We start from the raw sequence: 11,929 nt of genomic DNA, 5'->3' as shown, positions 1-11,929 counted from the left end.
GACGCGGAAATCAGGAACCCTGCGATGCCCCATTGGCTGGTCATAGATCTGGAAGCCACCACCGATGAGGGTGGCTGGCCGGTTACGGAGATGGAGATCATCGAGATCGGCGCGACCCTGGTTGATCGCGCCGGTCGCGAGCAGGATCACTTCCAGCGCTTCGTCAAACCGACGCGGCGTCCCTTGCTGACGCCGTTTTGCCGCGAACTCACGCACATCACCCAGGCCAACATCGACGCGGCGCAGCCGCTGAGTGAAGTGTGGCCTGCGTTCGAGCGCTGGCTCGGTCAGCACCAGACACGCCTTGAAGGCTGGGCCAGCTGGGGCGATTACGACCGCAAACAGTTGCTTCAGGAATGGCAGCGCCTGCAACTCGACAGCGCGCTGAGCCGGGTGCCGCACATGAACCTCAAACAGCGCTTTGCCAAGGCCCGACGCCTCGAACGGCCACTGGGCCTCAATGGCGCGTTGCAACTGGCGGGCATGCAATTCACCGGTCAACAACACCGGGCGCTGGAAGATGCGCGCAATACCGCCCGATTATTGCCGTTGGTGCTGCCGCTCTAGGGCAGGTGACGGCGCCATGAGCCTTGTGCATACTGGCCGACCCTTTTTGACCCTTTTAAGCCCTTTTCGAGAGGAATCGCCCATGTTTAAAGTCAACGAGTACTTCGACGGCACCGTCAAGTCGATCGCTTTTGGCACCGCTGAAGGCCCTGCGACCATCGGCGTCATGGCCCCGGGCGAATACGAATTCGGCACCAGCCAGCGTGAAATCATGCACGTGGTTTCGGGCGCACTGACCGTCAAACTGCCGGACAGCAGCGACTGGGAAACCTTCGCCGCCGGCAGCCAGTTCAACGTGCCAGCCAACAGCAAGTTCCAGCTGAAAGTGACCGTCGACACCGCTTACCTGTGCGAATACCGCGGCTGAAACCCCGGTTTCCTACGGCAATAAAAAATGCCCGTGTCCAAGGACACGGGCATTTTTCGTTTCAGAGCGGGTTATTCGAGAATTTCCACCGGCATGCCGACTTCAAGCCGGCCGTTGCCGTCGTTGACCAGGTTCTGGCCAAACATCGCGCCGTCGGCCTGGGCGCGAGTCTTCTGCAAGGTCGCCAGCGGTTCACGGTCAGCGCTGCGCTCACCTGTCTGCGGATCGATCGTGGTGAGAATGCACCGCGAGCAGGACTTGACCACGCGGAACTCGACATCGCCGATTCGAATCCGCTTCCAGCCATCCTCGGCGTAAGCATCACTGCCTTCGATCACCAGATTCGGCCGGAACCGCAGCATTTCCAGCGGACGCCCGACTTCCTGCGACAGGTTTTGCAGCGAGGCCTCACCAATCAGCAGCAGCGGGAAACCATCGGCGAATGCCACTTGATCGTCATCGTTGCCGTACCCGGCCTGGGTCGTCCGGGCACGATCCAGCGGCACTTGCACCAGGCGGGTCGGCTTGCCGATGAAATCGCTGACCCAGCGGGCCGCCTCTTCACCGGCATCCGGCACACGCAGGGTGTCACGCCAGATGGTTACGCCGCGCAGGTCGTCGTCGCTGCCGGGCAAGGCGACATCGATTGCCGAATGCCCCGGCGCGCTGAGCGTCAGACCGCCGCTGGCATTCCACAATGCCGACAACTGGCTCATCTTCGCTTCGGCACGCTGGGTCAGGAATCGCCCGCTGGCCTCGTCCACCAGCATCCAGCGTCGGTCGCCCTCAAGCCCCAGTTTGTCCAGGCCGATCCCTTGCAGGACCTCGCCCTTGGCGGATTTCAACGGGTAACGATAAAGCGCGCTCAGACGCAGCATGGCCAGCTCCCTGGTGGGTCAAAAACGCCACCCTATACGAGCTTTGTCAGCGAATCAAAGGCTGACGCAGGGTCAGCCTCGACAAGTTGATCAGGCCGGCACTTCGTCGAGCATCAGACGCTGGCGCACCACATCGACCAGCTTGTCCGGCTGGAACTTGGAGAGGAAGTTGTCGCAGCCGACCTTCTTCACCATCGAGTCGTTGAAACTGCCGGACAGCGAGGTGTGCAGCACCACATACAGGCCACGCAGGCGCGGGTCGTTGCGGATTTCGGTGGTCAGCCGGTAGCCATCCATTTCCGGCATTTCAGCGTCGGTAAAGATCATCAGCAGCTTGTCGGTCATGTTCACCCCGGTGTCCGCCCAGGCCTTGAGCATGTTCAGGGCTTTCAGGCCGTCGCTGGCGATGTGCATCTTCACGCCCAACTGGCCTAGGGTGTCACGCAATTGCGAGAGCGCCACGTTGGAGTCGTCCACCAGCAACACTTCACGGCCACGGGCGCGTTCGAGCACCGGATCGTCCAGTTTGTCGCGCGAAACCTTGGCGTTGTACGGCACGATTTCGGCGAGGACTTTCTCGACGTCGATGATTTCCACCAGTTGATCGTCGACCTTGCTGATGGCCGTCAGGTAATGCTGGCGACCGGCGCTGGTCGGCGGCGGCAGGATGGCTTCCCAGTTCATGTTGACGATGCGGTCCACGCCACCGACGAGGAACGCCTGCACCGAACGGTTGTATTCGGTAACGATGATCGTGCTGTTCGGACCTGGTACCAACGGGCGCATGCCGATCGCCTGGGACAGGTCGATCACCGGCAGCGTCTGCCCACGCAGATTGACCACGCCACAGACAAACGGGTGACGCTGGGGCATCAGGGTCAGTTTCGGCAACTGCAGGACTTCCTGCACCTTGAACACGTTGATCGCGAACAATTGGCGTCCGGCCAGTCGAAACATGAGAATTTCCAGGCGATTCTCACCCACCAGTTGCGTGCGTTGGTCTACCGTGTCGAGAATGCCGGCCATCAATGACTCCTGGGCTTGTTCTGATGAATTCACTATTGGGGGTTATCGGCTGAATCTGACGGATCTTGATCCCGTCACAAATCACCAACAAAATGCCATGAGCAGGCATTGATGTCACATTAACATCATGCTTTACTGGCCCGGTGAAATCATCTGCTACATTCTCTTCCGCGCGACCTCGATTTGCGCGACAGGTTCCCGTGCCTAAGGGAATCCCCTAGTAACAATCAGGCCCAACCTGATATTCGCGATATCCAATAGCCATTAATGTGACGCCATTCTCATTGCATGAACGGAGTCAGGCTATTGTGTGCGATCGCAATTCAGTGGAAACACATCCTCTTGAAACCCCAGGTCTGTGCCAATGCACACCGGGGCGCGGTCTCGCGACGGTTCATGATCGTCGACACACACGGCATTCCCTCATCAGACATGACGTGGTGGAGATAAGCATGCCGAACGACCGTAGTGACTGGGCGCAGCGGTTCCCCGAATTTCTTGTCGAGGCTGAAACTCTTCTGGCCAAGTCTGAAGAATGCCTCAGCCACTTGCAGCTGATCAGCAATGACAAGGACGCCATCGACTGCATGCTCAGCACCCTCCTCAAGCTGGCGAACAAGGCCGATGCCCTGGCGCTGGGGGCGGTGTCCGAATTCTCCCTGCACCTGCATGGCCTGCTCACCCAGGTTCAGGATCACGTGGATTTGCATGCGCAGGCCCTGGAAGCACTGAAAGACTGCTTCACCCTGATGGCCTGGCAACTGGAGCTGGTTGACCCAAGCACCGGCCAATTGGGCCTCGATGAAAGCGAGCAGGCGTCGCTGATTGAAGCCTTTGCCTGCCAGGTCGGACAGACTCACTTTCAAATGCCGCTCAATGGCAAGCCGATGTCCCTCGTCTCCTGGACGGAGCGCCAAGCGTAACCGAGCATACAGTGGGCTGTTCGGGCCCGTCAGTTCTCGCCGTCGAATGTCGCAATTGAATAGTTCATGCCTGCCTGCGACACCTCCCAATAAATAATTACGTGCGATGAATGCAGACTATCCTCTGCGGATGTCAGGGTTTTCCTGTGTAAAAGAAAACTTGTGGTGCATCGATATCGAGTCGGGTACTTCAACTTTTCCATTATGGAACCCTCGTCCAACATGGCCTGTTTCCTGACTCTTTGGACATATAGCGCAAACGCGACCAACGGTATGTTAAGTGGTATTATGCCGCCCGTTAGTTGTTTCAGTTAATGGCATTGTGACTTCTATGAGCAGTCTCCACCGAAGTTGGCGCTCAATTATCGATCACTGAACCGTTTTGAAATCAACAACCTGAATGACAGTTTTCCAGACAGAGACCGCCAGCCCTTCTGACCGGTCTGCCCGCAGCGAACATCCATTGGCTCCATCCGCTATGTACGCCAGCCTCAAGTCAATCACCACATGGCCTCCCTCCCGAGAAAATGCCCGCAGGTTCACACTCCTGCTGTGCACGGCTTCGGCCTTGGGCAGTCTGTTGAGCTATGGCATCTCTGCGCCGTTGTCGCTCGGCCTGCTGCTGATCAACGTGGCGGCTGCCGGTTGCGTCTGGACCCAACATCGTCTGTCGCGCAAATCCATCAAGTTCCAGCCTCAGGAACTCGCCGACCGTTTGCTGGAAGTCCAGGAAAACGAGCGCCATCGCCTGAGCCGTGAACTGCATGACGATATCGGCCAACTGCTGACCGCCGCCAAGCTGCAAAGCGAATGGCTCAAGCGTCGCTTGCCCGCGGACATGCAGGAACACTGTTCAGTACTTTGCGAGACGCTCGAAGAAACCCTTAACAAGGTTCGCGACGTTTCGGCCATTCTCAACCCGCGGCAACTGACCAGCCTTGGTCTGGAAGCGAGCTTGCGTGCGCACCTGCTCAAGGTACTGGCCAATACTTCGGTGCACTGGAGTCTGGACTGCCAGCAGCGCCTGAACGGAATCCCCGAAGAAATGGCCGTGGCCGCCTTTCGTATCACTCAGGAAGCGGTGACCAACATCCTTCGCCATGCGCAGGCCAAAAACCTGTTGATCCGCGTGCAACGCCTGCCGCAGGGCCTGACCCTGCTGATCAGCGATGATGGCCTGGGCTTTTCCCCGGCAGCGAATCCGGGTCGCGAAGGACAGCGGGGCATGGCCGGGATGGCCGAACGGATCGAGCAACTGGGCGGCACACTGAGCGTGACCAGCGAGCCGGGCAAAGGTACTCAAATCGAAGCACTATTCCCCTGGGCGCCCCGTGCACTCGAGCGGGCCAGTACGAATAAGGTTATGCGTTGACTTGTAACTTACTTCTGGTGGATGACCACTCGCTGATCAGGGCCGGCGTGCGCGCCCTGGTGCTGGATCTTCCCGGTTATGCGGTCATCGGCGAGGCCAATGATGGCTCGCAGCTGCTCGAGATGGTCGAGCTGCTGTCTCCCGATATCGTATTGCTGGACATTTCCATGAAGGAAACCGGCGGCCTGGAAGCCTTGCAGCGGCTCAGACGGGTACGCCCGCACGCCAAAGTGCTGATCCTGTCGATGCACACCGACCCCGCGCTCATCATGCAGGCGCTGGAGTCCGGTGCGCACGGTTACCTGCTCAAGGACACCACGGCCACCGAGCTCGAACATGCACTGGAAGCACTGCGCAACAACGAGCGCTACCTGAGTCCTGCCATCGCCCATACCGTGATCAATCAGGCGCTGACCCGCAATCTGAAGCAGCAGCCGGAAGTCGCCGAGTCGCACAACCTGACGGCACGCCAGCTGGAAATCCTGCGTTTGATCGTGCGCGGCAAGTCCACGCGAGAAATCGCCAATGGCCTGGGCTTGAGCATCAAGACGGTCGAAACCCACCGGTCGCAGATCATGAAACGCCTGCAGATCTACGATGTGGCGGGCCTGGTGCTGTTCGCCGTGCGAGAACAGATCATCAGTCTGGACGACTGACCCGGGGCGTTGCGCCCAACAGCGGCGAGTCCTTGGGCAAATGCAAACGCAACGCCCCCGGGCGCGCCGCAAACCGCAGGCTGTCGCCCTCCAGCGGCTCACCGTCGAGATTGATGCAAAGCCCTTCGGCAACCTTGATTTCAACCCACGGCAAACGGGTACGCACGAACATGTTATCGATGCCAAATCCGTCGCTGAGCAGATTTTTCAGCGTGCCGACCAGCTCCTGTGGCGCTGGCAGAATGCTGATATCCAGAAGACCGTCGTCCACCAACGCTTCCGGGCACAACACATGCCCGCCGCCCGCCTGACGACCGTTGCCGATCCCCAGCGCCAGCAGCTCGCCACGCCAGTGAAAATCCGGACCCTGCAATTCGCCATAAGCGGCATGCAACTCACTGAACCGCGATAAACCGGTGAACAGATAGGCCGCGCCGCCCAGCACTTTTTTCAGATCTTCCGACGTGTTGGCGGTCACCTGGCTGCCGAACCCGCCGGTGGCCATGTTCAGGAAAATCTGCCCGCCGACCTCGCCCAGATCAATGTCATGGGCGGGTGCCTCAAGCAATTCGAGCGCCTCGGCCGGCTCCAGCGGAATGGCCGCCGCGCGGGAAAAATCGTTGGCGGTTCCCAGCGGCAACAGCACCAGGCTGGCCTTGCCCGGCTGCGCCGCCATTGCTTCGGCGATATCGCGCAGGGTGCCATCTCCGCCACCGGCAATGATCTGACTGTATCCCGCCGCCAGCGCCTCCTCCACCAGTCGCTGGGCATCGCCGGCCTCCCAGGTCAGGCGCACAGCCAGTTCCCAGCCCTGCTTGCGTTTGTTCTCGACAGCGGCACGAACCGCCTCGTTGAGTGCCTGCTTGCCATGCAGAATCAACAATGCCTTGCGTTCACTCATTGCTGTTACTCCCGGAATTGAATCAGTACGGGACATCTTGACCACCAACGCAGGTAAAAAAGTCACACGCCTTCTGATTAATTCCTGAGGCTCACACTGATCGTCCTACATGCCGGTACATTTTCGTACAGAACGTAAGGAATCGGCTCAATTGACCCAGCCCGGTCCTTGGTACAACGTGTGTCGGCGTCAGCAATCTTCAATTCAATTACACAAGGATGTGCATGTAATGAGTGCATACAGTTTCAGGTCTTACGAAAATTTGCATTCCGGCATTTGCCGACAGAACCCCATCGCATCAGGCGGGTGTTTCCATGCAAAGCCATGAAGCAAGATTATCCGTGAGTCCGGTTGCCTCTCTCTCCGAAAGTCGCGCCAGTCTTAAAGACGAATTCAAATGCAGCGCCAGAAGTACTGGAGAAAACGAAATGGAACCGCGCGTCACCGAGCTGGAAACTCACCTCAAGTACATTCGACGTGACATGGACGAAGTCAGAGGAGACGTCAAAGCCATCAAACATCGTCTTGCCTATTCGGCAGGCGCGACAGCGATGGTGCTCGGACTGTTGGGCTGGATTGCCAACAGCCGGTTCGATCAGCTCGTCACACTGCTCAGCCGTTGAACGGCTGAAAGGCACGCATCGTTTTGCGACGATGCCTGCCTTTCAAATGCCTGCAATCAACCGAGAAGCTCGCTGAGTGGAATGAATGGCACCTGGTCACCCTTGGCCAGGACTCGGCCTTCCTGCACCTCCACCAGACCCTCGGCCCAGGCAGCGCTGCGCAGAACGCCCGAACTCTGGTTGCGGTAGATAATCGCTTGCCCCTGCTCCAGACGTCCGCGCAGAAATTCACGGCGGTTACCGGCCTGAGGCCAGACAAATCCTGCGGGCACCGAAAACTTCAGCGGCTCGACATCCTGCACGCCCTGGCGACGCAACAGATAAGGTCGGGTCAACAAAGCAAAGGTCACCAGTGTCGAGGCCGGATTACCCGGTAACCCAATCACCGGGACACCGCGAAAATGCCCGACCGTCAGCGGCTTGCCGGGTTTGATCGCCAGCTTCCAGAGTGTCAGTTCGCCCTCTTCCCTCAATGCGATTCCGAGGAAATCCGCTTCCCCTACCGATACGCCACCGGTCGACAGGATCAGGTCTACATCCTGGAGCTCCCCAAGTCGCGTACGGGTGGTGGGCAAGTCATCAGGAAGAATACCGGCATCCACCACTTCACATCCCAGGCGCTGCAACCAGCTGCACAACAACACCCGGTTACTGTTGTAGATCTGTCCCGGCCCCAGTGTCGTGCCCGGCTCGACCAACTCGTCCCCCGTGGACAGCACCGCCACACGGACCTGGCGAATCACCTCGAGCCCAGCGCAACCCAGTGACGCGGCCAACCCCTGCTCGATCGGACCGAGCCGGGTTCCGGCAGGCAAGACCAGCTCGCCAACAGTCGTTTCCTGGCCTCGCGGGCGAATGTTTTGCCCGGTCACCATCGTCTCGATGAAACTCACACGTTCGTCGGCATGAATCTCGGCGTTTTCCTGCATCTCGACACAGTCGGCACCGGCAGGCACCGGCGCGCCGGTAAAGATCCGCGCACAGGTGCCTGGTTCCAAAGGCTTGGGCGCCTGTCCGGCGAAGATCTTCTGACTGACCGGCAACGGTTCGCCGGTCCAGTCGGCCAGATTCAACGCGTAACCGTCCATGGCGCTGTTCGGCCACGGCGGCAGATCCAGTGTCGAAATCAGATCCTGCGCCAGCACCCGCCCCTGAACATGCGCCAGTGGCAAAAACTCACTCTCGACAATCCGCGAGCTCTCGGCCATTTCCAGCAATCGCGCGAATGCCTCTTCGACGGGCATCAGGCTGCCGGTCTTGCCCGGCTTACCCACGGGATTCACAAGGCGCCGCCTGTTTCAAATGAGTGACGAAATTGCACGGGCGGTGGCGTGAGTCCAGTTGCTCGGCGAGGATGCCATCCCAACCGGTGCGCACTGCGTTGGTCGAACCTGGCAGGCAGCAGACCAGCGTGCCATTGGCCAGTCCCGCCAAAGCCCGGGATTGCACGGTGGAGGTGCCGATGTCGGCCACCGAGATCTGGCGGAACAGCTCACCAAAGCCATCGACCTGTTTGTCCAGCAGGCAAGCGACCGCTTCCGGAGTGCTGTCACGGCCAGTAAAACCGGTGCCTCCGGTGATCAGCACGACTTGCACGACGTCTTCGGCAATCCAGTGGGCGACTTGCGCACGGATCTTGTACAGGTCATCTTTGAGCAGCACTCGCTGCGCCAGATAATGGCCGGCGGCCGTCAGCCGGTCGACGAAGACCTGGCCGGAGGTATCGGTTTCCAGGGTTCGGGTATCGCTGACCGTCAACACCGCGATATTAAGCGGCACGAAAGGTACATCAGCCTTGGCTTTCATAGGCTCGTCCAGTTGTAGAAGAAACAGCCCGGTGTTATATCACAGCGCCCCCTTTTTTCGCCGCCCCTGCAGAGAGCTGCCATGACTTCGAACTCGCCACTACCACCCTGCTCCATTCTGTTGCTGGCAGGTGGACGCGGCCAGCGGATGGGCGGCCAGGACAAGGGACTTGTGGAATGGCACGGTGAACCACTGATCGCACATCTGCATCGCAAGGTTCGGCCGTTGACGGATGACCTGATCATCTCCTGCAACCGCAATCGTGAACGCTATGCGCCGTTCGCCGACCAATTGGTAAGCGATGACGAGGAGGACTTTCCCGGACCATTGGCCGGTATACGCGCCGGCTTGAAAGCCGCGCGCCACACCCACCTGCTGGTTCTGCCCTGTGATGTTCCGCGCATCGATATTGCGCTTCTGCACAGCATGCGCGAGGCGGCCAGTCTGAATTCTGAAAAACCTTTAATGTTGCGCCATGACGATCACTGGGAACCGCTACTTTGCGTGATCCCGGTGGCACTCCTGCCGGCATTCGAAAACGCCTGGAGCGCAGGAGAACGCAGCCCCGGCCGAGTGATGCGCAATCTTGATGCCCAGGCCCTGGTTTGCCCTGACAACGATCCACGCCTGGCCAATCTCAACACCCCTGAACTGTTGAGTTCGCACAACACTGTGTCAGACTGACAGCATTCAAGGAACTTGCACGCCTTGTATACGTCTCAAGCTCAGTAACCAAAAGAATTTCCCTTCGGAGACACACTCATGACTCAACGGACCCTCGCCACTTTCATGCTCGCACTGGGCCTCGCCACCCTCGCCGGTTGCGCTTCGCCAACAGTGATCACCTTGAATGACGGTCGCGAAATCCAGGCTGTCGACGCCCCTAAGTATGATGAAGATTCGGGCTTCTACGAGTTCGAACAACTGGACGGCAAGCACACTCGCATCAACAAGGATCAGGTCCGCACAGTCAAAGAGCTGTAAGTCTTCAGTTCGACAGCGGATACAGAAAAGCCCGCAATATGCGGGCTTTTTCGTGTCTGGCAGAAAAGGGTCGATACCCGGAATCACCAGTCCAGCGTGATTCGGCTTTCAAATTCGCGCACCTGCCCCGTGACCGGATCGATGAATCGCAATCCCTGCGCCAGCAGTTTGAGCGGATTGGCGTAGTCATCTTCAACGTCCTTGAGCACTTCAGGGTAGAACGGATCATTGCAGATGCTCGCCCCCAGCGCCGTCATGTGCACCCGTAGCTGATGCTTCTTGCCAGTTACCGGGTACAGGCCGTAGCGCCAGAGTTCGCCGTTCTTTTCACGAACCTCCACCGCCGTTTCAGTGTTACTCACACCCGGCCCTTCCTGCATGCGGAAAAACGGTTCGCCGTCGACCATGCGACTCTTGTGCACCAACGGAAAGTCCAACTCGGGCAGCGCGGCCGCAATGGCTTCATAGCGTTTTTCGATCTGCCGAGTCGGGAACAGTGACTGATACGCCGACCGCGTTTGTGGGTTGGCCGAAAAAATCACCAGCCCGGCCGTGTGCCGGTCAATCCGGTGCAGCGGCACCAGATGGGGATTGTCCAGGCGCCGGATCAATCGGCGAAGCAACGTCTGTTCCACGTACTCGCCTGCCGGGGTCACCGGCAGGAAATGCGGCTTGTCCGCCACCACCAGATGGTCATCCGCATACAGGATCGACTCGACCACCGGGATCGGCTTTTCATCCGGCACTTCACGGAAATAGTGAATGCGCAGCCCTTCCTTGTAGGGCAAGTCCAACGCAATCGGCTGACCCTGACCGTCGAGCACCCGGCCCCGGGCGATCCGATCCAGCCATTGATCGCGCCCGATGGCATTGAAATGCTCACACAGGCAGTCGAGCACTGTCCGCCAGCTACCGGGGGGCAGATACAGCGTGCTGGCCTGATTCTGTGCGGCGGAAAACGTTGATGTGCTGGACATACGAAAACTCTAACCTTCAAAGCAGAGCGGCATTATCCAACACCGGGCGCAGCAGACCTAGCGCGGAATCAGGCGGGGATCGATTTGAGCGCTGCTGCCTCGGTGAATTCCTTCAGCCAGCGAAGTACATCAACGGCTTCCCAGCGACCTGGGTCATACAAGGCGTACAAAAGCCCCTGATAACCGACCACATCCAGTTGCTTGTGATAGCCGGCGCGCTGGAACAACGCCTCGATCTCGGCAAAGCAGGTGTTGAAATGCAGCTTGTTGAAGGGAGTCTTGCCTTCCGTGACCAGACCGTCCAGGCGCAATTCGTGGACGGCCTCGCGCACCACGTCAACCGACATCCCGTTCACGCTGCTTTTCAACTGTTCGACATTGACCACGGTGGCTCCCTCTGACATCCAGTTTGCCCTGACAAATGCCCGAAAACGGCAAGGCAGGCCAACCCAATTACTGTATGCACATACAGTAACCGAATAACCCGAAAAGTGCCAAGCCGTGATTAGCGAAGGTGACGAACGCCATCAACGCAAACGAGAAAAAGTCATTAACGCAGGAATGCCACCACCTGATCGGCGCTGAACGGCCACCCCAGTTCCGCGCCGGTATCGACCCTGCGCAAGACCGGGATCCGCAGGCTGTAAGCCTCGAACCATGATTCATCGTCAGCAATATCCACCAGCTCCACCAGCAGACCATGCTCGACAAAAGGCATCAGTTCGGCCTCCGCGACTTCACACAAATGGCACCCCAGGGTGCCGAACAACTGGCATTCAGGAAGCATGTGCGCTCAACCCCAAAAATCGAGTGATCATTCTAGGCCTGCCCGCAAAGCCCGTCGACCCA

General features: G+C 58.9%; 16 protein-coding genes. 8 read left to right on the top strand and 8 right to left on the bottom strand.

The features are described from left to right. The first annotated feature begins 24 nt into the window (after nt 1-24). Nucleotides 25-567 carry a 3'-5' exonuclease gene (locus AC07XZ_RS11980; RefSeq protein WP_011335265.1) on the top strand — a complete coding sequence of 181 codons (543 nt, stop codon included), beginning with the start codon at nt 25-27 and terminating at the stop codon, nt 565-567. An 82-nt stretch (nt 568-649) separates the two neighbouring features. Next, entirely contained in the window at nt 650-934 is a 285-nt protein-coding gene (gene ppnP, locus AC07XZ_RS11975) for a pyrimidine/purine nucleoside phosphorylase (RefSeq protein ID WP_102686447.1), read from the top strand. Nucleotides 935-1,005: 71 nt separating this feature from the next. Here ppnP and AC07XZ_RS11970 read toward each other — a convergent pair whose 3' ends face one another. Next, on the bottom strand, nt 1,006-1,812 hold the full coding sequence (locus AC07XZ_RS11970) for an MOSC domain-containing protein (protein WP_102686448.1): 807 nt from the start codon (nt 1,810-1,812) through the stop codon (nt 1,006-1,008). A gap of 90 nt (nt 1,813-1,902) precedes the next feature. Then, nucleotides 1,903-2,838 (bottom strand): chemotaxis protein CheV, encoded by a 936-nt coding sequence (locus tag AC07XZ_RS11965; protein WP_034155209.1) that lies wholly within the window; start codon nt 2,836-2,838, stop codon nt 1,903-1,905. 452 nt (nt 2,839-3,290) lie between these two features. Between AC07XZ_RS11965 and AC07XZ_RS11960 the strand changes: the two genes are divergently transcribed. The 3 genes from AC07XZ_RS11960 (at nt 3,291) to AC07XZ_RS11950 (ending at nt 5,789) form a co-directional block, all read left to right on the top strand. Then, nucleotides 3,291-3,761, top strand: coding sequence for a hypothetical protein (locus tag AC07XZ_RS11960; RefSeq protein WP_085744947.1), 471 nt, complete (start codon nt 3,291-3,293; stop codon nt 3,759-3,761). 478 nt (nt 3,762-4,239) lie between these two features. Beyond that, entirely contained in the window at nt 4,240-5,133 is an 894-nt protein-coding gene (locus AC07XZ_RS11955; protein ID WP_085744948.1) for a sensor histidine kinase, read from the top strand. After that, on the top strand, nt 5,130-5,789 hold the full coding sequence (locus tag AC07XZ_RS11950) for a response regulator (protein WP_102686450.1): 660 nt from the start codon (nt 5,130-5,132) through the stop codon (nt 5,787-5,789). Before AC07XZ_RS11955 ends, AC07XZ_RS11950 begins: the two co-directional genes overlap by 4 nt. Here the strand turns inward: AC07XZ_RS11950 and yegS are convergent. Then, nucleotides 5,773-6,690, bottom strand: a complete 918-nt coding sequence (gene yegS / locus AC07XZ_RS11945) for a lipid kinase YegS (protein ID WP_102686451.1) — start codon at nt 6,688-6,690, stop codon at nt 5,773-5,775. The genes AC07XZ_RS11950 and yegS overlap by 17 nt on opposite strands. Before the next feature lie 314 nt (nt 6,691-7,004). Between yegS and AC07XZ_RS11940 the strand changes: the two genes are divergently transcribed. Continuing rightward, the gene (locus tag AC07XZ_RS11940) at nt 7,005-7,313 is read left to right on the top strand and encodes a hypothetical protein (RefSeq protein WP_173892738.1); all 309 of its coding nucleotides are present in this window, start codon (nt 7,005-7,007) and stop codon (nt 7,311-7,313) included. 56 nt (nt 7,314-7,369) lie between these two features. Here the strand turns inward: AC07XZ_RS11940 and AC07XZ_RS11935 are convergent, their stop codons facing one another. Together AC07XZ_RS11935 and moaB are read right to left on the bottom strand one after the other, a co-directional pair. After that, nucleotides 7,370-8,596 (bottom strand): molybdopterin molybdotransferase MoeA, encoded by a 1,227-nt coding sequence (locus tag AC07XZ_RS11935; RefSeq protein WP_102686452.1) that lies wholly within the window; start codon nt 8,594-8,596, stop codon nt 7,370-7,372. Further along, a complete protein-coding gene (gene moaB, locus AC07XZ_RS11930) occupies nt 8,580-9,119 on the bottom strand; it encodes a molybdenum cofactor biosynthesis protein B (RefSeq protein ID WP_085744951.1) in 540 nt (179 codons plus the stop codon). The genes AC07XZ_RS11935 and moaB overlap by 17 nt, the downstream gene beginning before the upstream one ends. An 81-nt stretch (nt 9,120-9,200) precedes the next feature. On the opposite strand from moaB, the gene mobA reads away from it, so the two are divergent. Both mobA and AC07XZ_RS11920 read left to right on the top strand, forming a co-directional pair. Further along, nucleotides 9,201-9,803 carry a molybdenum cofactor guanylyltransferase MobA gene (gene mobA / locus AC07XZ_RS11925; RefSeq protein WP_085744952.1) on the top strand — a complete coding sequence of 201 codons (603 nt, stop codon included), beginning with the start codon at nt 9,201-9,203 and terminating at the stop codon, nt 9,801-9,803. A 78-nt stretch (nt 9,804-9,881) separates the two neighbouring features. Beyond that, on the top strand, nt 9,882-10,103 hold the full coding sequence (locus tag AC07XZ_RS11920) for a YgdI/YgdR family lipoprotein (protein WP_039770418.1): 222 nt from the start codon (nt 9,882-9,884) through the stop codon (nt 10,101-10,103). 83 nt (nt 10,104-10,186) lie between these two features. Here the strand turns inward: AC07XZ_RS11920 and AC07XZ_RS11915 are convergent, their stop codons facing one another. From AC07XZ_RS11915 to AC07XZ_RS11905, 3 genes are all read right to left on the bottom strand, one after another. Next, entirely contained in the window at nt 10,187-11,080 is an 894-nt protein-coding gene (locus AC07XZ_RS11915; RefSeq protein WP_102686453.1) for a pseudouridine synthase, read from the bottom strand. 68 nt (nt 11,081-11,148) lie between these two features. After that, complete coding sequence (locus AC07XZ_RS11910) at nt 11,149-11,466, bottom strand: hypothetical protein (RefSeq protein ID WP_064598282.1); 318 nt, start codon at nt 11,464-11,466, stop codon at nt 11,149-11,151. A gap of 164 nt (nt 11,467-11,630) precedes the next feature. Then, nucleotides 11,631-11,867: a glutaredoxin family protein gene (locus tag AC07XZ_RS11905; RefSeq protein ID WP_007955734.1), complete on the bottom strand. Its 237-nt coding sequence runs from the start codon at nt 11,865-11,867 to the stop codon at nt 11,631-11,633. Nucleotides 11,868-11,929: the final 62 nt, after the last annotated feature.

The sequence above is a fragment of the Pseudomonas sp. GW458-11-26-14-LB4 genome, from assembly GCF_059423925.1.
Note: the sequence above shows the minus strand (reverse complement) of the source record. Positions and strands in the feature narration are given on the sequence as shown.